The organism is Acetobacter fabarum, assembly GCF_029069195.1.
Taxonomy (GTDB): Bacteria; Pseudomonadota; Alphaproteobacteria; order Acetobacterales; family Acetobacteraceae; genus Acetobacter; species Acetobacter fabarum_A.
In genome coordinates this window covers 71765-92988 of record NZ_JARDYK010000003.1, presented here as the reverse complement: position 1 = coordinate 92988, position 21224 = coordinate 71765, and the positions used below count along the sequence as shown (strand labels likewise).

21 protein-coding genes, 1 other RNA gene and 1 pseudogene are annotated in these 21224 nt (G+C 58.5%); 14 read left to right on the top strand and 9 right to left on the bottom strand.

From position 1 onward, the window contains the following. The first annotated feature begins 1 nt into the window (after position 1). Complete coding sequence (locus PY793_RS06085) at positions 2 to 1783, top strand: ATP-binding protein (protein ID WP_408744673.1); 1782 nt, start codon at positions 2 to 4, stop codon at positions 1781 to 1783. Between the two features lie 22 nt (positions 1784 to 1805). On the opposite strand, the gene PY793_RS06080 is transcribed toward PY793_RS06085, so the two are convergent. Then, positions 1806 to 2204 (bottom strand): RidA family protein, encoded by a 399-nt coding sequence (locus PY793_RS06080; protein WP_275177210.1) that lies wholly within the window; start codon positions 2202 to 2204, stop codon positions 1806 to 1808. Between the two features lie 242 nt (positions 2205 to 2446). Between PY793_RS06080 and rapZ the strand changes: the two genes are divergently transcribed. Next, a complete protein-coding gene (rapZ, locus tag PY793_RS06075; RefSeq protein WP_275177209.1) occupies positions 2447 to 3418 on the top strand; it encodes an RNase adapter RapZ in 972 nt (323 codons plus the stop codon). A gap of 55 nt (positions 3419 to 3473) precedes the next feature. On the opposite strand, the gene PY793_RS06070 is transcribed toward rapZ, so the two are convergent. Beyond that, positions 3474 to 4082 (bottom strand): YqgE/AlgH family protein, encoded by a 609-nt coding sequence (locus tag PY793_RS06070; RefSeq protein WP_275177208.1) that lies wholly within the window; start codon positions 4080 to 4082, stop codon positions 3474 to 3476. Positions 4083 to 4191: 109 nt separating this feature from the next. Between PY793_RS06070 and PY793_RS06065 the strand changes: the two genes are divergently transcribed. Continuing rightward, positions 4192 to 5088, top strand: coding sequence for a polyphosphate kinase 2 family protein (locus tag PY793_RS06065; RefSeq protein ID WP_275177207.1), 897 nt, complete (start codon positions 4192 to 4194; stop codon positions 5086 to 5088). Positions 5089 to 5171: 83 nt separating this feature from the next. Here the strand turns inward: PY793_RS06065 and PY793_RS06060 are convergent, their stop codons facing one another. Continuing rightward, complete coding sequence (locus PY793_RS06060; RefSeq protein ID WP_275177206.1) at positions 5172 to 6185, bottom strand: cache domain-containing protein; 1014 nt, start codon at positions 6183 to 6185, stop codon at positions 5172 to 5174. 235 nt (positions 6186 to 6420) lie between these two features. Here PY793_RS06060 and PY793_RS06055 point away from each other — a divergent pair, with 235 nt between their 5' ends. After that, positions 6421 to 6921, top strand: a complete 501-nt coding sequence (locus PY793_RS06055; RefSeq protein WP_275177205.1) for a hypothetical protein — start codon at positions 6421 to 6423, stop codon at positions 6919 to 6921. 63 nt (positions 6922 to 6984) lie between these two features. Here the strand turns inward: PY793_RS06055 and clpA are convergent, their stop codons facing one another. Next, entirely contained in the window at positions 6985 to 9330 is a 2346-nt protein-coding gene (gene clpA, locus PY793_RS06050; RefSeq protein ID WP_275177204.1) for an ATP-dependent Clp protease ATP-binding subunit ClpA, read from the bottom strand. Positions 9331 to 9690: 360 nt separating this feature from the next. Beyond that, positions 9691 to 10068, bottom strand: a complete 378-nt coding sequence (gene clpS, locus PY793_RS06045; RefSeq protein ID WP_275177203.1) for an ATP-dependent Clp protease adapter ClpS — start codon at positions 10066 to 10068, stop codon at positions 9691 to 9693. A gap of 291 nt (positions 10069 to 10359) precedes the next feature. Between clpS and PY793_RS06040 the strand changes: the two genes are divergently transcribed. The 3 genes from PY793_RS06040 to ggt all read left to right on the top strand — a co-directional run bounded on the left by PY793_RS06040 (position 10360) and on the right by ggt (position 14228). Then, positions 10360 to 11508, top strand: a complete 1149-nt coding sequence (locus PY793_RS06040; protein WP_275177202.1) for a D-alanyl-D-alanine carboxypeptidase family protein — start codon at positions 10360 to 10362, stop codon at positions 11506 to 11508. Between the two features lie 114 nt (positions 11509 to 11622). Further along, positions 11623 to 12423 carry a type I methionyl aminopeptidase gene (gene map / locus PY793_RS06035; protein ID WP_275177201.1) on the top strand — a complete coding sequence of 267 codons (801 nt, stop codon included), beginning with the start codon at positions 11623 to 11625 and terminating at the stop codon, positions 12421 to 12423. Between the two features lie 5 nt (positions 12424 to 12428). After that, the gene (gene ggt / locus PY793_RS06030) at positions 12429 to 14228 is read left to right on the top strand and encodes a gamma-glutamyltransferase (protein ID WP_275177200.1); all 1800 of its coding nucleotides are present in this window, start codon (positions 12429 to 12431) and stop codon (positions 14226 to 14228) included. A gap of 18 nt (positions 14229 to 14246) precedes the next feature. Here ggt and PY793_RS06025 read toward each other — a convergent pair whose 3' ends face one another. Then, on the bottom strand, positions 14247 to 15296 hold the full coding sequence (locus PY793_RS06025; RefSeq protein ID WP_275177199.1) for a lysine-2,3-aminomutase-like protein: 1050 nt from the start codon (positions 15294 to 15296) through the stop codon (positions 14247 to 14249). Between the two features lie 20 nt (positions 15297 to 15316). On the opposite strand from PY793_RS06025, the gene epmA reads away from it, so the two are divergent. The 3 genes from epmA (at position 15317) to PY793_RS06010 (ending at position 17698) form a co-directional block, all read left to right on the top strand. Then, positions 15317 to 16342, top strand: a complete 1026-nt coding sequence (gene epmA, locus PY793_RS06020; protein ID WP_275177198.1) for an EF-P lysine aminoacylase EpmA — start codon at positions 15317 to 15319, stop codon at positions 16340 to 16342. 95 nt (positions 16343 to 16437) lie between these two features. After that, positions 16438 to 16848, top strand: a complete 411-nt coding sequence (locus PY793_RS06015) for a hypothetical protein (protein WP_275177197.1) — start codon at positions 16438 to 16440, stop codon at positions 16846 to 16848. Next, positions 16835 to 17698, top strand: coding sequence for a fasciclin domain-containing protein (locus PY793_RS06010; protein ID WP_275177196.1), 864 nt, complete (start codon positions 16835 to 16837; stop codon positions 17696 to 17698). The genes PY793_RS06015 and PY793_RS06010 overlap by 14 nt, the downstream gene beginning before the upstream one ends. 49 nt (positions 17699 to 17747) lie before the next feature. Here the strand turns inward: PY793_RS06010 and PY793_RS06005 are convergent, their stop codons facing one another. From PY793_RS06005 to PY793_RS05995, 3 genes are read right to left on the bottom strand one after another with little or no spacing between them, the layout of a single operon-like run. Next, positions 17748 to 18332, bottom strand: coding sequence for a thiamine phosphate synthase (locus PY793_RS06005; protein WP_275177195.1), 585 nt, complete (start codon positions 18330 to 18332; stop codon positions 17748 to 17750). Positions 18333 to 18371: 39 nt separating this feature from the next. Then, a complete protein-coding gene (locus PY793_RS06000; RefSeq protein WP_275177194.1) occupies positions 18372 to 19286 on the bottom strand; it encodes a class I fructose-bisphosphate aldolase in 915 nt (304 codons plus the stop codon). Beyond that, positions 19283 to 19798 (bottom strand): hypothetical protein, encoded by a 516-nt coding sequence (locus PY793_RS05995; RefSeq protein ID WP_275177193.1) that lies wholly within the window; start codon positions 19796 to 19798, stop codon positions 19283 to 19285. Before PY793_RS05995 ends, PY793_RS06000 begins: the two co-directional genes overlap by 4 nt. A 55-nt stretch (positions 19799 to 19853) precedes the next feature. On the opposite strand from PY793_RS05995, the gene PY793_RS05990 reads away from it, so the two are divergent. From PY793_RS05990 to PY793_RS05975, 4 genes and pseudogenes are all read left to right on the top strand, one after another. Then, positions 19854 to 20144, top strand: a complete 291-nt coding sequence (locus PY793_RS05990; protein WP_275177192.1) for a hypothetical protein — start codon at positions 19854 to 19856, stop codon at positions 20142 to 20144. Beyond that, positions 20128 to 20358 (top strand): annotated as a pseudogene (locus tag PY793_RS05985) (cell division protein ZapA); the annotation flags it as partial. The gene PY793_RS05990 and the pseudogene PY793_RS05985, both read left to right, overlap by 17 nt. A 138-nt stretch (positions 20359 to 20496) precedes the next feature. After that, positions 20497 to 20652, top strand: a non-coding RNA gene (ssrS, locus tag PY793_RS05980) — 6S RNA. Next, positions 20639 to 21223 (top strand): 5-formyltetrahydrofolate cyclo-ligase, encoded by a 585-nt coding sequence (locus PY793_RS05975; protein ID WP_275177191.1) that lies wholly within the window; start codon positions 20639 to 20641, stop codon positions 21221 to 21223. Before ssrS ends, PY793_RS05975 begins: the two co-directional genes overlap by 14 nt. The last annotated feature ends 1 nt before the right edge of the window (position 21224 follow it).

The following is a 21224-nucleotide window of genomic DNA, read 5'->3' as shown; positions in this document are numbered from 1 at the left end:
CATGACCAACCGCCCCCCCCTGCTTGCGCATCTGTTTGCACAGGCCCGTAGCCTGCGCATGCCCGGCCAGCGCGCGCATAATGGCGGGGTGGAGGCCACCGCGGCCTATCAGGCATCCCGCACCCGGCTGATTTCCCCCCTCATGCGCCGGGTGCTGCTGGTCAATATCCTGCCGCTGGCCTTGCTGGGGCTGACGGTGCTGTTTCTCAACCAGTTCCGCAACAGCCTGCTGGCGACCGAGGTCACTGCCCTGCGGGAACAGGCCCGCATTTACGCCGGAGCGCTGGGGCAAAGTGCGGTACGCGCCGTTCATCCCCATGCTGCCCAGCTACAGGATCGTGGGTATGAGCTGGAAGCCACACTGGCCCGCCCTCTCCTCCAGCGTCTGACCGAACCAAGCCCCAACGCCCATGCCCGCCTGTTTGGCCCCGATGGGCGGCTGGTCGCGGACAATCTGATCGATGTGACCGATACGCTGGACACGCCACCGGAGCCACACCACTTCCACTCCCATACCATCCCCTTCCCCCCCGCGTTCCAGCCCGGCATTTACGAACGGTTTCTAACGTGGCTGTGGTCTGGGCATAATCCGGGTATTGTCACCCTCAATACCGATGAGGAAGACATTCCCGACCGCCCGGACCGGCCGCAGCGCCTTGACGGCACCGACCATCCACCACCCGAAGCCCCGCCCTATATCCGCCGCACATCCCGTGGCAGGCTGATTATTACAGTCGCAGAACCTGTCATGCGTGATGGCTGGACGGTTGGCGTTATCCAGCTGACCCGCGTGGCGTCTCAGGTAGATCGCTCGCTGTTTGCCATCCGCTCGACCATTCTCTCGCTTTTCTTTCTGGCTCTGGTGCTGACGGTCCTGCTGTCGTGGTACCTGTCGCTCACCATTGCGCGGCCATTACTGCGGCTGGCGGCCTCCGCCCAGGTCATGCGGGACACAACGGGGCGCACGGGCACGGTGCCCGCACGCCTGCTGGCCCGACGGGACGAAATTGGTGATGTCGCCCGCGCCCTGCAGGCCAGCGCACAGGCGCTGTGGAAACGCATGGACGCTATTGAACGCTTTGCGGCCGATGTCAGCCATGAGATCAAAAACCCGCTGACGTCCATCCGTTCAGCGATTGAAACCCTGCTGCGCATAGAAGACCTGAACCAGCAGCGCCGCCTGCTGACCATCATCAACGATGACGTGCGCAGACTGGACCGTCTGATTACCGACATTTCCGACGCCAGCCGACTGGATGCGGAAATGTCGCGCGCCAAGGCGCGCCCCGTGGCTGTCGGCCCGCTGCTGGCTGTTCTGACGGAAATTCATCAGGCCACACGCCAGAATGGACAGCCCGTTATGGTGACCGATGTGCAGGATGATACACCCGAACACCCGTTAACCGCCCTTGCCGTGGAAGACCGTCTGGTGCAGGTGCTGCGCAACCTGATCGGCAATGCCATATCGTTTTCTCCGCCCGATGGGCAGATTACCCTGCGTGCCGCAGCCAATGGCAAAATGGTTCGCATTTCCGTCTCGGATCAGGGGCCGGGCATTCCGCAGGCCAAGCTGGATTCCATTTTTGACCGTTTTTATTCAGAACGCCCAAAAAGCGAGAATTTTGGCCAACATTCCGGCCTTGGCCTGTCCATCAGCCGCCAGATCATTGAGGCACTGCACGGCAGCATTGCAGTAGAAAACCTGCATGATCACAAGGGAGGCATAAACGGAGCGCAGTTCATCATCGAACTTCCCCGCGTACTCAGCCTGCCGCCACGCTAGGCGTGGCCGGGCCTTAGCAAGGTCAGAACCCGGTGGCCACACCCATGTCTTCCTCTTCCGGTACGCTGATAATCAGATCAACCGTGATTTTTGGTGCAGAAGGGGGAACATCCTTAAGCCACATCATGGTCATACCGGGTGATGTGGTGGGAAAAAACTGGCGAAAAACCGGAAAACTGGCGGGAAACTCATCCGCATCCGCAATATGGCAGACAATGCGGCTGACATCGCGCAGTGTCAGATCATGCGGCTCCAGCAGGGTTACGGCCTCTTCAAAGGCTGCGCGGCACTGGTCGGCAAGGTCCACCCCCCGGAACTGGGAGGCATGTAGCCCGGCAAGCTCAAAGCCCCCCGCCGTTTGCACGACGCGCGGACGACTGGCGACGGAATGTGGGGTCCGTGTCAGGGTTTTATCTTTCATCACGGAATGATGATGTAAGGCAGCGGAGCAGGAACCGCAATTTTCCCTTTCGTAACAAATGCACCACCTTGGGCCTGTTGGCTCTATTCCTTAGCATCCGGTATAGCTGGTCTGAGCAGAATGCCTTCTCTTTCCGCATCAAACTGCTTTACACTTGCGCCGCCTCCGAATTGCGCGCCAGAGGCCGCCAACAATCGGGTGGGTGCGTTTCTGTTCGGACAATAAAAAAGGAAGAGTCGGCCATGCACATGGCGGATGATACGTCAGTTCCGCGCCGCATTCTGCTGGTGTCTGGTCTGTCCGGGGCGGGCAAGTCTTCCATCCTGCGGATTCTGGAAGACCTTGATCACGAGGTGATCGACAACCCACCACTTGGCATGCTGGACGATATTGTAGCCCGCGCAGAACGGCCTGTGGCCATAGGAGTCGATTCCCGCACAAGAGGGTTTGACGCCTCAGCCGTACTGGCTGCTCTGGATCGCCTGCGGGTTAACCCCCACCTGCGCGTGGAACTGATTTACGCCACAGCGGACGAAAGTGTGCTGCTACGCCGTTACACCGCCACCCGGCGGCGACACCCGCTTGCCCCCCATAGCAGCATAAAGGAAGGCATAGAGGCCGAAGTGGCCCTGACCGCCCCCCTGCGCGCTGCTGCCGATCTGGTGATCGACACCACCGACATGCCCCCACCGGACCTGCGACAGTTTGTGGAAAGCCGGTTTAGCCCGTGGGTGGGTGGCGCAAGCGAAGGGCTGACTGTTACCCTTATGTCCTTCGCCTACCCAGCGGGCCTGCCACGGGAGGCGGATATTGTGTTTGATGCCCGCTTCCTGCGGAACCCGCACTACGTGCCCGAACTGGCCCCCAAAACCGGACTGGATGGAGATGTTGCGGCCTACGTAACCCACGACCCGGATTACCTGCCTTTTCTCAACCAGATCCACGCCATGCTCCAGCTTGTGCTGCCGCGCTTTGTGGAGGAAGGCAAAAAATACGCCACCATCGCCATTGGCTGCTCCGGTGGCAGACACCGCTCGGTTACACTGGTGGAAGCGCTTGCCACGCGCCTGTCCGCCCCCGATGGCATGGGCCATTACAAGGCTGCGGCCCAGTGGCCGATCATGATCATGCACCGCGAACTGGCCCGGCAGAGCATAAGCGCCTGGCGCTGGGCCAGAAAACCGGCCGAAACCACACGGGCCGAACCTTACTGAGCAACCTGTTTTGCGGCCATGTCATAGCCCGACATGGCTTTTTTGACCCCTATGCTCAGGCATGACCGGCCTGCCCACTCAGACGGGCAGGATCAATATTGATGGAAGCCAGAGCCCGCCGCCATTTGGCGGTATGATCCATACCAAAAATCAATTCGCGCGTGGCAGGCACAACCAGCCATGCATCATGCTGGAAAATTTCCTGCTCAAGCTGCCCCGCAGACCAGCCCGCATGCCCCATGGCCAGCAGCGCGTCCTGCGGGCCACCCCCCTGAGCGATGTCCTGCAACACATCCATACTGGAGGTCAGTGTCACATTCTCGGTAACGCGCAGACTGTCCTGACCACTCCACTCCGCAGAATGCAGGACAAGACCATGCCCCTCCTCCACCGGGCCACCCGCGCACAGGCCAATCCGCCGCACCGGGGGTACGGGGGCAATATGCAACTGCTCCAGCAGGTCATCAAAATCAGGGCGAGGCAGACGCTTGTTGATTACAAGCCCCATGGCCCCTCCATCTGACGTGTGCCTGCACATGTAAATAAGGGATTGCCCGAACAGGGTACCCCCAAGCATGGGCGTTGCAACCAGCAGCATACCTGCCAGAGAAAGGCCGTTATCCATCACTGCGGGGGCGAGTTGGGGAGTGTTTGCGAATGCCATCGTTCAAGATATGAGAAACACTTCCTTTTTTGGCAAGATTGCCAGCACAACTGTTGTCTGTAATTCTATGCATCCGACACATATTGCTCAATTTTCAGGACACATGTCCATGAACACCCTTTCCCGCTTTTTGAATGCACTCGACAGTTACAAGGTCACTGACGGCAGCCAGTTCCGGCTTGCCGACCACAACCCCGATGATGATGGGCATCTGGGACTGGACAAGGACATGGGTAAAAACCTGCTCAGGCAGGTCAAAGGTCTGTTACAGGACCTGCAGGAACTTCTGTACGCCAACCAGACCCACTCGCTCCTGATCATTCTGCAGGGCATGGATGCCGCAGGCAAGGATGGTACGATCAAGCACGTCATGTCCGGCGTGAACCCGCAAGGGGTTGCAGTGACCTCGTTCAAACAGCCTGGCCCGACCGATCTGCTGCATGGTTTTCTATGGCGTATCCATGCCGCTGCACCACAGGCCGGGCGCATCGTTATTTTCAACCGCAGCCAGTATGAGGATGTTCTGGTCAGCCGCGTCCATCCTGAGCTGCTTAAAAACGGGCATGTTCCCGGAGCACTCAACACCCCTGAATTCTGGGATGGCCGCTATAGCGATATTCGCCATCTTGAACACTACCTGAGCAGACAGGGCACAATTGTACTCAAATTCTTCCTGAACATCTCGCGCGAGGAGCAGCGCGAACGCCTGCTGGCCCGACTGGATATTCCTGAAAAACGCTGGAAATTCTCACCCTCCGACCTGCATGAGCGCGAATACTGGGATGATTACGCAACTGCTTACCAGGACGCCATTACCCAGACCGCCCGCGCGCATGCCCCCTGGATTATCGTACCTGCCAACCACAAGTGGTATGCGCGTCTTGTGGTGATTGGCACCATTATCCGGGCCTTGCATAATTTGCGGCAGGTCACCCCCCAACCCAACCCCGACGTGATGCACCAGCTTGATGACTACCGCACACGCCTGTTGCAGGAAAAACCCTGAAACACCTCTCCCGTTGGAGTCTGTCGCCCCAACGGGAGAGGATTATTGAGAAACGGGAGGCTCCCTTATAAAAACCTTTTGTTCTACAGGGTCGTTTCCAGCACCCCGTACCAGCCCAGACCTTTGTAGGTCTCGTACCCCGGAGTGTGGGCATAAGCGATCAGCCTGTCTCCGTTGACGTAGTAGCCACGTTCCGCCTGTGGTGTGAACTTATAATACTCATCGGACACGCCACTACCATCAGATGATGCAATAATACGCTTATGGGTATCCACCAGCATCACGCGCGTCTGCTCCCGTTCCACATCGGACAGGCGCACACCCTTGACAATGGTTTCGGCCTGCGGCGCCCAGTCAAACGCAATACCCAGAACACCCAGCGCCTGCCCGCGTGCCTCCCCACCTGCACGGATGGCGGTGCTGTAAATGGCGGCCTGTTCGTTATTGAGCGCCTGCACACGGTTTACGTCTGCGACCGCATACTCCTCCCCGCTTTGCGTGCGCATGGCTTTTGTAAACCATGCCTCGCCCGACATATCGCTCCCTTCCAGAACACGATGTGTTTGCGGACGGCCACAGGCCACAACCCTGCCTTTGGCGTCGACAATAAAAAGATCGAGGTACACAGTGTAGGATTTTAAAATCGTTGCCAAACGCTGCGCAGCATACTGGTAGGCTTGGGGAGTGCCGCTCTCCAGCGCCTGCACGACAGCACTATCGGTTGCCCACCACCTTACGTCGCACGAACGCTCGTACAGATTGCGGTCAATCAGGTCCACGATATTCAGCGCCAGATCCGTCAGGCGCTCTCCCCTGCCACGCAACAGCAGATCATTCCCTGCTTTTAACAGGCGCTCGGTACTGCTGTCCGTTGCGCTCCGCAATTCTGAGGCAATACCCACAATACGAGTGGAAATCCGCCCCATTTCATCTGCCAGCAGGCCAAAAGCCGCACCAGCCTGCCCAACCCGCGCAGCTTCGATGCGTGTGTTGATGGCAAGAAACTTGGCTTCGTTCATGACTGAAGCAATCAGATGAATTTTTTCCCGCGTCATCTGAGAGACTTCGTAAGCAAGTTTTAGAATATCGTCTTGCATGCGGGATATGTCTTTCAATCCGGAATCGAAACAATATGGCGCAATGGGACACACAACCACCCTCGCCATAACAACAGCAGAATATACTGTATCCTTCTGTTCTGCCGAAATTGTTAAAGCCTGTAAACTCCTGATTATTAATCTATTCCACTCCAATCACGTGCATTTGACACAGAGTTGCCGCCCGGTCATGAACACAGTCAGACAAACCCGTTGAGCACTCACAAGGATTCCCATGCTCCATTTGACACGTCGCATGCCTCTGCTGGCCTTATGCGTCGGGCTGGCCTTGCCCACCCTGAACACCCCGGCACAGGCTCGGCACAGACATGCGGATGCAGACCAACCTGCCTCCGTGTCCGCCACATGCGACAATCAGGATTTTCTGCACAAGCAGCAGACGTTTGAAAACGGTGGCCCAAAAACAGATGCCGCTGTGCACATTTGCGGGACTGTTCTGGCCCTTTCCAGAACAGCCAGACAGACCCGCAGTGGTCGGCATGGCTATTTCTACATAACGGTCGCACCCAATATTTCCATCCGCATTGTGACCAATCTGGACGAAATGCACACCCCTGCCTGGCCATGGGTCGCCAAGGGCGACAAGGTCGAAGTGGTCGGCCGGTATTATTATGATTCCGCACGCCAGCAGGGCGTGGACTGGACACACCGGGGCACTGGCCGCTCATGGGGTATTCCGGGCTACGTTATTGTCAACGGCACAAAATACGACTGAACAAAAAATGGCTGGCCAGAAAAAACTGGCCAGCCACACATATTTTACAAATTCTGCATAAAACTAGTCGGCGGCTTCCTCTTCCTTTTCGCTCCCGCGTTCATCCTCACCGGAGCTGGAAGCAGCGTTGGCGTTGCTCTCCACAATATCAAACGCCAGTTCACCATTCTTGAGGCCGATCTTAACCGCCCCCCCTTTGGCCAGACGCCCGAACAGCAGCTCCTCAGCCAGAGGTTTCTTGATGGATTCCTGAATAACCCGGCCCAGCGGACGAGCACCATACAGGCGGTCATATCCTTTTTCCGCCAGCCACTCCTTGGCCGCCGAAGATAGTTCGATGGTCACGTGCCGATCAGCCAGTTGCGCTTCAAGCTGCAACACAAACTTTTCAACAACCTGCCCGACAATCTCCTGCGTCAGATGTGCGAACGGAATAACCGCATCCAGCCTGTTGCGGAACTCGGGAGTAAACAGGCGCTTGATCGCCTCTTCATCCTCGCCTTCGCGCACCTTGCGGCCAAAGCCCACGGCTTCCTTGCTCATATCGGACGCACCGGCATTAGTGGTCATGATCAGGATAACATTCCTGAAATCGACCGTTTTACCGTTATGGTCTGTCAGGCGACCATTATCCATAACCTGTAGCAGCACGTTATACAGGTCGGGATGGGCTTTTTCGATCTCATCCAGCAGCAGCACGGCATGAGGGTGCTGGTCGATGGAATCGGTCAGCAGACCGCCCTGATCAAACCCGACATACCCCGGAGGCGCACCCAGCAGGCGGGAGATGGAGTGCCGCTCCATGTATTCAGACATATCAAAGCGGATCAGTTCAATGCCCAGTGCACTGGCAAGCTGGCGGGCGACTTCGGTTTTACCAACCCCGGTCGGGCCGGAGAACAGATAGTTGCCAATCGGCTTTTCTGGGTCACGCAAACCCGCACGCGCCAGTTTGATGGCGGCAGAAAGTGCATCGATCGCCTGATCCTGCCCGAACACCATGCCTTTGAGGTCACGTTCCAGAGAACGCAGCACTTCCTTGTCATCGGCAGAAATGCTTTTGGGTGGAATGCGGGCAATACGGGCAATAATGTCTTCCACATCCTTCAGGTTAACCGTCTTGCGGCGGCGACCTTCAGGCTGGAGCATACGCGATGCCCCGACCTCATCAATCACGTCAATCGCCTTGTCTGGCAGTTTACGGTCATGAATGTAGCGTGCGGAGAGTTCCACAGCCCCACGAATGGCTTCTTCCGTGTAGCGGACCTTGTGGTGTTTTTCGTAGCTCCCCTTCAGGCCGCGCAGGATCTTGACCGCGTCATCAATGCTGGGTTCGGGCACATCAATTTTCTGGAACCGCCGGACAAGAGCACGATCTTTTTCAAAGTGCTGGCGGAACTCCTTGTAGGTGGTCGAGCCTATGCACCGCAGCGTGCCAGCCGCCAGAGCAGGTTTGAGCAGATTGGACGCATCCATGGCCCCGCCCGATGTTGCACCCGCACCGATAACGGTATGGATTTCATCAATAAACAGAATGGCGTGCGGGTCCTGATCCAGTTCCGTTACAACGGCTTTGAGGCGTTCCTCAAAATCGCCACGGTAGCGGGTGCCAGCCAGCAATGCGCCCATATCCAGCGAATAGATGGTGGATTTAAGCAGCACTTCGGGCACGCTGCCTTCCACAATCCGGCGGGCAAGCCCTTCCGCAATAGCGGTTTTGCCCACACCGGGGTCACCAACATATAGCGGATTATTTTTGGTGCGCCGGCACAGAATCTGGATCGTGCGTTCAATTTCGGTATCCCGCCCGATCAGCGGGTCAACCTTACCGGCCAGCGCCTTGTCGTTCAGATTGACGCAGTAGGTGGACAGCGCATCCTGATTTTTCTGTGCTTTGGTTTCGGCCCGTTCGGGCTCTTCCCCTTTTTCCGCACCTGTATTGCTGCTTGCAACCGGACGCCGGGTAGCGCGGTCGGGGGCTTTGGCAATCCCGTGGGAGAGAAAGTTCACTGCATCCAGACGGGTCATGTCCTGCAATTGCAGGAAATACACCGCATGGCTTTCACGCTCGGCAAACAGGGCGACCAACACATTGGCACCTGTGACCTCATCACGCCCGGTGGACTGCACATGAATGGCCGCCCGCTGGATAACGCGCTGGAACGCGGCAGTAGGTTTGGGCTCAGTCGGGCGCTCAGACGCCAGACCTGCGAGGTCCTTGTCGAGAAAACCTGTCAGGTCTGTCCGCAACCGGTCCAGATCAACTCCACAGGCGCGGAACACCGTTACGGCATCCGCATCATCAACCAGGGCAAGAAGCAGATGCTCTAGCGTGGCATATTCATGATGCCGTTCCCCGGCCAGAATAAGCGCCCGATGCAGCGTCTGCTCAAGATTGCGTGACAACATGACGAGACGCTCCTTTCCCCGGACTTTCCGACCACGGTAAAACAACCACGGGACCATGATCGGGTGCCCTGCAAACATATTTGGCTGCTTCGGCAAGAAATGCGAGTCATAACCACACAAAAAACGCATGTTCACGCATTTTTCGTTCTCATCTCTGGTGAAAACGCTTGTTTTTCGCGCTTTTTACCACACCAGCCCAATTGCAGAAATTATGGGCGCCACATCAGCAAAGCCGCATTTTCTAGCCGGAAGCGGGTCTGCCAACCCAATGGCGCGGGCCTGACCACGCGCGCACGCCAAATGCCACAAGAGCACTCCCGCACTCAGGCAGTGTTCACAAAAGCGGCGGGCGTGCTGGTATCAGTCTTTCTCTATGGTGCACTGCAAAGGGTGCTGGTTCTGACGTGCCAGATCCATAACCTGGGAGACCTTGGTCTCCGCCACCTCGTACGTAAACACGCCACAGACCCCCACACCCTTGCGATGGACGTTAAGCATGATGTCCGTCGCTTCTTCACGGTTTTTCTGAAAAAAGCGTTCAAGGACGTACACCACAAACTCCATAGGGGTGTAGTCGTCGTTGAGCATGAGCACCTTGTACATGGCGGGTTTGCGGGTTTTAGGCTTGGCCCGCACCACCACACCAATTTCCACATCATCCCGGTCCGAATCCATTCCCCCATCACGCCGCGACGGCCCGTTGCCTGTATGCAGAACAGGAAAATGAAACGAGGCCATGGCAACCAAACTCCCGAGGCTGGGTGAAAAACGAGTGGTGTTCCTTACCACCATATTGGCAAAGCCAAAGTACAATAAAAGAGAGCGGAATGACAGAATAGCTGGCGCGCATGCCCAATATGGAACCAGCTCGCCATATTTATGCCACAGACGAACACAATATGGCAGAACAGGAGCCGGGGCTGCTTATCTGAATTCCCGGCGCCAGAGTTCCAGTTTTTTGCCGCCATGCTCTTGCGATTCCTGACAGTAGGCGGAATAGTGCTCCATACGGCACAGGTGGGGGTAGCAGTGGCAGACAAACCGGCGTTACGGCAGACAGCAGAACACAACAGACTGGCATCTGGCAGTACAAAATCCCTGCGTTTGCGCAAATGGACAGGCCTTTTTGCTGGCGTAACGCTTGCTGCCTTCACCACGGCCAGTCATGCCCACGCCCAGTATGCCGGACAGATCAGTTCCATTGTCATGGATGCCAAAACCGGCGCTGTCCTTTCCCAGACCGATCCGGACCTGCGGCGCTACCCGGCCAGTCTGACAAAACTGATGACGCTGTACATGACCTTCAACGCACTGCGTGCGGGGAGCATATCCCTTACCCAGTCCGTGCCGGTCTCCATTCATGCTTCCACAATGGAGCCTTCCAAGCTCGGGCTGGTTCCCGGCACTCACCTGACTGTTGAACAGGCCGTGCTTGCACTGGTCACCAAGTCCGCCAATGATGCCGCCTGCGCTCTGGGTGAGTTGATCGGCGGCGGAAGTGAACCCCAGTTCGCCGCCATGATGACCCAGCAGGCCCAAGCCATGGGCATGTCCAGAACCCAGTTCCGCAACGCATCCGGCCTGCCAGACCCGGACCAGATGACAACCGCGCGGGACCTGGCCACCCTTGGCCGCCGCCTGATTGCTGATTTTCCGGAATATTACCACTATTTCGCCACTCCGGCATTCCGCTTCCATGGACGTTACATTCCCAACCATAACCCCATGCTCAAAGTCTATGCCGGGGCAGACGGCATGAAGACGGGATACACGCAGGAAGCCGGGCGCAACCTTGTGACCTCTGCCCTGCGCGACAATGTCCGCCTGGTCGGCGTTGTTATGGGCGCGTCCAGCAACACCCAGCGTTCTCTGGTCATGGCCAACCAGCTTGATCACGGTTTTGACGCCGAAGGTGTGGCCCCCGTCGCCCGCCCGCTTATTGTAGCACAGGCCTCCAGCAGCCAGCGCCACCGCAACCACCGTGGAGCGCTGATCATGGCGGCTGCCAACCACAGGCACACACCACTTGAAGTGGCGGAAGCCCCTACTACACACCGCCGCCACGCAGCCATTACCAATGTCAGCCACGGTCACCACACTACGGTAATCGGCGCAAAGGTTCATACCATCGCCACCCCCGGCATGGTCCGCCACACGACCGCCCACAACCGGACCTGAGCATTTTATGACCATTTAGGCGGCCTGTTGTAACCAAAGCGGGTTGCCTTTGTGGTCTGCACTCTTCATCTTGCGGCTTTCTAAAAAGCATCAACAACGATGAGGAAGTGCAGAATGGCGGGCAGAGGCGGAATCGTTCTCCATACCGAAGAAGACTTCAAGCACCTGCGTGCGGCTGGCCAGTTGGCCGCAGCTACGCTGGACATGATTACGCCTTACGTCAAACCCGGCGTAACCACGGGCGAACTGGACCGCATAATTCATGCCTACACGCTTGAACATGGCGCCACCCCCGGCCCGCTGAACTACCGTGGCTACCCCAAGTCGTGCTGTATTTCGGTCAATCATGTTGTGTGCCATGGCATTCCGGGTGACCGACCGCTGGTTGAGGGCGATATTGTCAATATCGACGTCACCCCCAAGCTGAACGGCTGGTTTGGAGATACCAGCCGTATGTACGCCGTGGGAAAGGTGTCCATCAAAGCCGCCAAGCTGATCACCACCACTTACGAATGCCTGATGCGTGGTATCGAGGTCGTGCGCCCCGGTGCCACTCTGGGCGACATTGGCTACGCCATTCAGAGCCACGCTGAAAAACACCGCTACTCCATTGTGGAGGATTTTTGCGGTCACGGGATCGGGCAGGTTTTCCATGCCGAACCCAATGTCCTGCATTACGGTCGCCCCGGCGAAGGCATGAAGCTGAAGGCAGGCATGGTATTTACCATTGAACCCATGCTCAACATTGGCAAACCTGAAGTGAAAATTCTTGAAGACGGGTGGACCGCCGTCACACGCGACCGCTCCCTGTCCGCGCAGTTTGAGCATATGCTGGCCGTAACCCAGACCGGGTATGAAATTTTTACCCGCTCCCCCGCAGGATACGACTGCCCACCCTACCCAACCGAAGGATAAGCTCCATGCAGACCGCCCCCACCACGCTGTTCTCCCGTGTTGCGCGTTATGTGGTGCGGGGGGTCTGTTGTCTGGGCGCTGGCCTTACAGTGCTGCCCGCCCTCGCAGCACCACGGGCTGACCCACTGGCTTATGGAGCAGCACTATCGACTGCAGCATCCGTTGCCACCCCTGTGGCCGGGCAGCACGGCATGGTGGTTTCCGCCCAGAGGCTGGCCTCGGAAGTGGGAGCCCACATTCTGGCCAAGGGGGGCAATGCGGCCGATGCCGCCGTGGCCATGGGGTATGCGCTGGCTGTCGTATACCCGGCTGCGGGCAATCTGGGCGGCGGCGGATTTATGATGCTACGCCCACCGGGCCAGCCTGCGATTTTTTTCGATTTTCGGGAAAAAGCACCCCTGGCTGCCACGCCGGATATGTTTTTGGATGGCAAGGGCAATGTTATTCCCGATCTGTCTGTTCTGGGGTGGAAGGCCGTGGCCGTGCCTGGCACTGTAGCCGGGCTGGAAGCCGTGCATGAACGCTGGGGTCACCTGCCCCGCAAAGTGGTCATGGCTCCCGCCATTCAGCTCGCCCGCGAGGGATTTGTGCTGGCAGAAGGAGATGTGCAGCTCCTGAACACCTCCACCGCAGCACTGGCGCAGGATCCCTATGCCCGCAAGATTTTCCTGCGCCCCGATGGTTCCCCCTTCCAGCCCGGTGACAGGCTGGTGCAGAAAAATCTGGCGCACTCACTCGAACTGATCGCACATGACGGGGCAGACGCATTCTACAAAGGGCCAATTGCCGCCAGTATCCTGGCACAATCCAAAGCCCATGGCGGCATCCTGCAGGCCCGGGATTTTGAACATTACCAGCCCCGCGAACTCCCCCCCATAAGCTGCGCCTACCGTGGATTGCTGGTGGAAACAGCCCCGCCCCCCAGTGCTGGCGGCATAGCCCTGTGCGAAATGCTGGAAATTCTGGCCGGGTATGACATGCACGCTCTCGGCCTGCACTCAGCCCCTGCTCTCCAGCGTGAGATAGAGGCCATGCGCCATGCCTATTCCGACCGGCGGGATCTGGGTGATCCGGCTTTTGTCCATAACCCGGTCGGCAGCCTGCTGGACCCTGCCTATATTGCCAGCATACGCGCACATATTCCCCCCGACAGGGCCATTCCCTCCGCCGACCTGCGCGCAGGTGTAGCCACGCCCGAAAAACCCGAAACCACCCAGTTTTCGGTTATCGACCAGAACGGCTTTGCCATTTCCACCACCTACACACTTAACGGCTGGTTTGGTGCCAAGGTCATGGGGGGGGAAACCGGGATCATCATGAATGATGAAATGGATGATTTTTCCATCAAACCCGGAGCGCTGAACATGTTTGGCATTCCCGGCAGCACGGCCAATGCCATTGCACCAGGTAAAACACCCCTGTCCTCCATGGCGCCCACCATTATCTCGCGCGATAACAGGCCGGTCATGGTCATTGGCAGCCCCGGCGGGTCGCGCATTCCCACCATTGTGCTCTCTGTTATTCTGGGTGTGGTGGATTACGGACTGAACATCCAGCAGGCCATAGACCTACCCCGCCTGCACGAGCAGTGGATGCCACAAAGTGTGGAGGTAGAGGCAAACACTCTGACCCCGCAGGTACAGCAAACACTGGAACAGGAAGGCTACAGCTTTATCCTGCATGCACCATGGGGTATTCCCGAAGGGATTCTGGTTGGTGGCCCCGGCCTGAACAGCCACGGGCCTGCACGTTTTTATGGGGCGGCCGACCACCGCCACCCCGGCGGATCTGCCATAGGGGAGTAACCTTCCCCTCCACAGTGTCTACAGGCGGTCCAGATTATGGATGCTGCCCTGAGGGTCGCGCACCTGCCGCTCGCCTGTAATATAATCAGGCCCCAGAGGAACCTTGCCGTACCCGCCGGGAATATCCAGCACGTAAATAGGCCAGGCAAGCCCGGTAACACGCCCCCGCAGGCCAGCAAGCAGGCGCTGGCCCTGCGCGACCGGCACATGAAAATGGGCCGTACCCGGCGCGGGATCGAGCTGGTGGAGGTAGTACGGGCGCATGCGGTTTTCCACCATGGTGCGGAACAGGGCTTCAAGCGCCTCCTCGCTGTCATTCACACCACGCAGCAGTACCGACTGCCCTAGCAGCGGTATGCCGCGCCGGGCAATGCGGCGCAGGCAGCTCCGCGCGGGGGGAGCCATTTCCCGCGCATGGTTGATGTGTACGGCCATCCACATGGCCTTGTCCGTTTCCAGCGCATCCAGCAATGCATCTGTCACACGTTCGGGTGCGGCCACTGGCACGCGCGTATGCACCCGAATGGTGGTCACATGCGCCATGCCAGAGAGTGCCTGCACAATCTCCCCCAGCCGCCGGGGCGAAAGCATGAGCGGGTCCCCCCCGGTCAGAATGACCTCGCGGATCTGCTCATGCGTGCGCAGCCAGTCCAGAGCCCGGCTCAGGGCCTGATCATCCAGCACACCGCCATCTGGCCCCACATGCTCCCGCCGGAAACAAAAGCGGCAGTATAACGGGCACACCAGCAGGGGTTTAAGCAAGGCACGGTCCGCGTAACGGTGCACAATGCCAGGCACGGGAGAGAGCGCGTTATCTCCAATAGGGTCGGAGCGCTCCTCCGGGGTGACCACCAGTTCGTGCGTGGTGGGTATAACCTGCATGCCAATCGGATCATCCAGACTATGCATCAGCTCAGCAAAAGCTGGCGGTATGGCCGTGGCATACTGCCGGGCAATGGCCTGCAGGTCCGCTTTTTGCGCGGGCGTGGCCATACCGGCTGCAATCAGTTCATCTGGAGTGCGCAGCGTTCGGCTGGTTACAAAAGGGGGCTTGACCGGGGTAGACATGTACCGGCTCTACTCTGGTCATGTCTGTGTCTGCAACATCTCATCTGCCCTTTGGTGGTCCGGACCCTGAGCGTATTCGCGACCGGCTGCCATTTTTAATCCGCCGCAACCTGACCATGCGGGGTGTGCGCGCGTTTTTGGAATCCCGTGGCTGCGTGGAGGTGGAAACCCCTTGCGCCGTGCCCGTACCGGGGGAGGAAGTGCATCTGCTCCCCTTCCAGACCGAGCGGCAAACCCCCGATGGACAGCGCCAGACCCTGTTTTTGCACACCAGCCCCGAATTCGCCATGAAGCGGATTATCGCCGCCACCGGGCTGGCGCTGTTCCAGTTTGCCCGTGTCTGGCGCAATGGTGAAGCCAGCGGAACCCATGCCCCTGAATTTACCATGCTGGAATGGTACCAGCCCGGCATGCCCCTGAGCAGCCTGATGGACGAAACAGAAGCACTGCTCAAGGCCGTTCTGCCCCCTGTTGTGCACCGCAATACCTGCACGCTGGACCTGAGCCAACCCTTTGAACGGCTGCGCATGGAAGATGCATTCCGCCGCCATGCAGGAGTTGATCTGCTTCCAACCCAAGGCAATGCGCAGGCACTGGCCAATGCGGCAGGCTGCACCTTACGTAACGATGAACAGTGGGAAGACCTGTTTTTCCGCTTATTGCTTGATCGAATCGAACCAGCCATTGGCCAGACCCGCCCCACGTTTTTAACGCACTGGCCCGCAAGCCAGGCAGCACTGGCCCGCAAGGACCCCACCGACCCACGTGTGGCCCTGCGGTTTGAGCTTTACGCCGCAGGCATGGAACTGGCCAATGCGTTTGAAGAACTGACAGACCCTGTAGAGCAACGCCAGCGCTTTACCCATGACAGGGCCGAGCGCCAGCAGCTCTACCCCACCCACCCCACATGGCCAATGGACGAAAAACTGCTCCACGCCCTGCCCCACATGCCCCCCTGTTCAGGCATTGCGCTGGGGTTTGACCGGCTGGTCATGCTGGCCAGTGGCGCACGCCAGATACAGGATGTCTTGTGGTTACAGGATTAGTCTGCAACATTTAGCCTTAACAGGTGTTTTTGCTTAATCTTCCACTCGTACAATGCATACCGCAGGCATATTCCACCAAGGGGCAAGTCGGTGCCATGACATACGCAAACAGATTTTTACTGATCGGGCTTCTAGCCCTTGCCGCCTGCCAGGTTCCCAGTGCGGAGCAACGGCGTAAGCTTGATTCCATGATCGGGCAGCCAACCGTGGATGTTATCCGCACCTTTGGTGTACCGACACGCCAGTTCACCACGGGAGACCACACTTTTCTTGCCTACATCACACAGCAGACCGACTACACCACCATGCCCATGGGCCCTGGCTGGGGTTATGGCCCTGGCTGGGGTGACGGCTGGGGCGGTTATGGTGGCTGGGGCTACGGCGGCTGGGGTTATGGCGGCTGGGGCGGCGGCATGGGCACCGCTTACACCTATAGCTGCCAGACCAATTTTGAACTGGTAAAAGGCCTTGTTGTCAGTTGGACAATGCGGGGTGACGGCTGCTAGACCACCCCCATCTGCCATGCCTCCCGACCAGCCTGTACCATTTAACGCCATGAATGCCCGGGAGGCCCATCTGCGTACCCACGCCCCACGCCATGCACCACACCGCTGGTATGGGCGTCTTGCTCCCCCGGCACTGACGCTGGCGGGCATGTTCCTGCTGGGCGGATGCGAGCAGCACCCCGTCCGACAGGACACATACCTAACGCCAATCTCCACCTGCGCGTATCTGATGCCAACCGTCTCGGGCACGCGCACATATACACAGGAGCGTCGTAGCACATCGGGCGCTCCAACCTCGGGGCAGAACAATCCAATTGATAGCGCCGTTGCCTACAGCAACCCGCAAACGCCCGCATTCTGCGACCGCCCCCTGTCAGACACCCTACGCAGTTCCATAGAACTGGCCGACTATACGCACCTTCTGGACAGGAGCGGCCTGTTCCCTACCTTGCAGCAGGCGGGGCCTTTTACAGTGTTCGCCCTGCCCAATGCAGCGCTGGAAACCTATAATGCGCAAAATGGCAGCCCACTTCTGGACCCAGCCAACTCCAGCAAGGTGCGCACCCTGCTAGGCTATACGATTGTCACCGGAAAATGGCCTCACAAGACCTTACGCGCAGCCCTTACCGCGGCGCGGGACCACAGCCTGTCGCTCCCCACCCTGAGTGGACAGGCACTGACTGTCTGGCTGGACACACAAACCGAGCAGATCATGGTAGGCCCACCCCATGGGCAAAACAGCCCGCTATGGGTCATGGGAATTCCGCAATCCAACGGTATACTGTATTTTACGCGCACGCTGGTTCTGCCCCCAGCGGTGCAGGCGACACGGCACCCTGACATCCCTTAAGAGGCTGCCCCCTGCCGTTATACGGCGCAGGGATACTGGCTGCCTGGACCTAAAGGGCCCACAGGGTGGGATTATCCCACCAGCTTGTATCGGGCATGACAAAATCCGTATCACATCCGGCCAGCGCGCGGGCATCTTCGGGTGTTTCGGCACACGCTACGGCGGGCAGTTCCATCATCATGCACCACCACTGGGCCAGCGCCAGAACAGCCTGCGTGGCCTCCACGTTCCGGGCGGCATCCGGGGCAAAGCAGACATAATCCGCTCCCTCCTCCCCCGCGCGCATGGCACCATCACGGCTGCTGCCTACGGCAACACCAAGTTGCAGTGCATCACCAATCTGGCACCGTACATCACGCACACTGGCCGCAGTATAGGATAGGGAAAGATGGACCCCATCGCATCCGGTCTGCACAGCCAGTTCGGGTGCATTTTCCAGCATAAGGGCAATCCCCTTATGCTGGACAAGCGGGCGAATAGCCCCGATCAGGGCTATGGCCGCAGCAGGAGCCATGCCATCCGCCAGACGCAGCAGCAAAGCTGCTGGCTGGCAGGTGGCCAGACGCTGCTCCAGCACAGGCAAAAACGCATCGGCATGCAAGAGTGCAGGCGTCACAAGATAAAGTTCCGACACTGCGACTATCCTTTCCGCACGATGCGCATCTGATATGGCTCAGTTCTTGAAGATGGTGATAATCTGGTCGAGCAGGGCCAGCGCTTCAGCCTTGGGGCGCTGGAACACGTTACGGCCGATAATGGAACCAAACCCACCACCATCATGAATACCCTGAATGGTGGCCAGCAGATTGTCCGTACCGGTGTGTTCACCACCAGAGAAGATGACAATCCGGCGGCCAGCAAAGCTGGACTGCACAACATGGTTGATACGTGCGGCAAGTGTTGCCACATCGACCTTGTTCTTTTCATACACAGGCTTGCAGGCATCAAGCGCGACAACATCGGTCGGAGGTTTGACCTTGATGATGTGGGCACCGCACAGAGCGGCCATATGGGCGGCGTACGCGCATACGTCCACCGCTGTTTCGGCCTTCTTGTCCAGCAGCGGGCCACGCGGGTAGCTCCATACGATCACGGCCAGCCCTACGGACTTGGCTTCAGCCGCCAGTTCCCGCAGTTCTTCCATCTGGTCGAAGCAGTATTCAGAACCGGGGTAAATGGTAAAACCAATACCCGCGCAGCCCAGACGCAGCGCATCCGCCACGGTGCCGGTCACGGCCTGATCTTTTTCGGTCGCAAGGCTGTTGGAACTGTTGCACTTGAGAATAAGCGGAATTTCGCCCGCAAAAGTCGCCGCCCCGCATTCGAGCATGCCCAGAGGCGCTGCATAGCCGCTCAGCCCGGCTTCGATCGCAAGCTGAAAGTGGTAATGCGGGTCATAGGCAGCCGGATTGGCTGCGAAAGAGCGGGCCGGACCATGCTCAAACCCCTGATCCACCGGTAGAATAACCATTTTGCCGGTTCCACCCAGCTTGCCTGCATTGAGCAGACGAGCCAGATTCGTCTTTGTACCGGGGTTATCGCTCTCATACTGGTTGAGAATAGCCTTAACCTTCGGGGTAAGCGTCATGGGGAACAGTCCTTCTTTTGCCTTGTGTCCGGCACATTATTTTCCGGATGCTGGTGTTGGCAATAACCGTGGGCGAAATACCCGACAAGAGACGATATGGCACTTAACGGCATGATAAGGTTAAATGATGGCGGGCGTTGTGGCAGAAGCATCGCTTTTTTCTGTGCATACAAGGCCCGGATTGTCTCATATTGTGGGTTTTGCGGGCGCAGAATGGCAGTTTGCTGGCCATAACGCAACGCCATGAGCGCACCCGCAGGATTACTGTCACAATCAAGCACATGGACAAAATCCCGCTGGGCCGATTCTGCCGCCTCATTCATCAGGGCATGCCACCAGCCAATACCCATGTATGCCACCGCACCGGGAGGAGAGATCAGGCCAACGCAGCTACCATACTCCGCCATGTCCGCCGCACGCAAAGCCATATGCGCACCAGCACGGTCGTGCACACACACATAGCGGATACCCGCGGAAGAAGATGATAAAAATGGCCTGTTTTCCGTGAGCATGCTTGACGCAATCGCTTTTGCAGGTGATTCCTTACCCCAAGAGAAGGGAAAAGGAATGCAGGATCAAGACGTGGAGCCGCACTCACCCCAAGGCAACAGCTATGCCAGCATACACACCCGCGCAAGACCTGCGGAAGAGTCCATTACCCGTCTGGACCGTGCGTTGCAGCGCATTTCCTTTGCTCTTGACAAGCAGCAGCAGACAAAACAGAACCGCCCCGAAACCAACCGGCAGGAACTGCTGGCCAACATAGATGCGCTGATCCTGCGCGTGCGGGACATTCTGGACCAGGCAGGCCAGGACACACCCGGTCACGGCCCGCTCCGGCATGAGGAAGGGAACTGAACTCATGGCGCTTGTTTCAGTCAATATTAACGGCCACAGCTATACTGTCGGGTGCGAAAATGGTCAGGAACGTCACGTTCAGGCCATGGCCCATCAGGTTGAGCGCCGTGTGCAACAGGTCCGCAATCTGGGATTCAGCGGCGAAGGCCGCGTGCTGGTGCTTGCCGCACTGCTGATGGCGGACGAAATTCAGGACCTCTCGGGCAACCGTGTGCCAGAGAGCACGGTACTGGCCGCGCTGGATGCAGAACGCCTGCGGGCGGAGCTGGCCCTGACCAACGCCCGTCTGGCCGATCTGGCCGAGACTGCGGAATCTCTTGCAGAGGAGATGGAGCGCGCCTACATAGAAGGTGCGGGGCTGCCCGACGCGTGAGGCAAGTCATCCCCTGGGCCGATAAGCACTTCCTAGGGAGCTGGCTCTGTTGTGGCCCTGGTCACATTACCCGGCGCCCACCTGCACTAGCAGGTCCTGGAGGTTGAAAGACCCACGGTCCATGGTGGCTCCGCACATTTCCCCTCCATGCAATGACCCGCCTGATATTGTGCAGCGCAAAAAAGCCCTGCGGGTTCAGTGCATTGCGGCCATGCGTACGCGCGACAATGCGCGCGATGCGGGGATTATCCACCGGCTCAAACCTTTGCTGCACGCCAGCACCGGCCCCATTGCCTGCGTATGGCCCCTCCCGCACGAGGTGGACCTGCGCCCGCTCTGCCTTGCTCTGGCGCAAGCTGGCAAAACCGTTGTGCTCCCTCAGACACCGGCGCGTGGTTCCCCGCTTGTTTTTCGCCAATGGCAGCCCGAATCCACCATGCTGGCAGGCCGTTTTGGCACACATCATCCCGATGGCCCGATTATGGAGCCAGCACTTGTGCTGGTTCCCCTGCTGGGGTTTGACCGCGGGGGAAACCGGCTTGGCTACGGCGGCGGTTATTACGACCGCACACTTGCCGCCCTGCCCCATGTTGCAAGTATAGGCTATGCTCCCTCCACACAGGAGGTGCCGCACCTCCCCCGTGGTCCCCATGACCAGCCCCTGAACTGTATTGTAACTGAAAAGGAGGTTATTCGTTTTGGCTAAC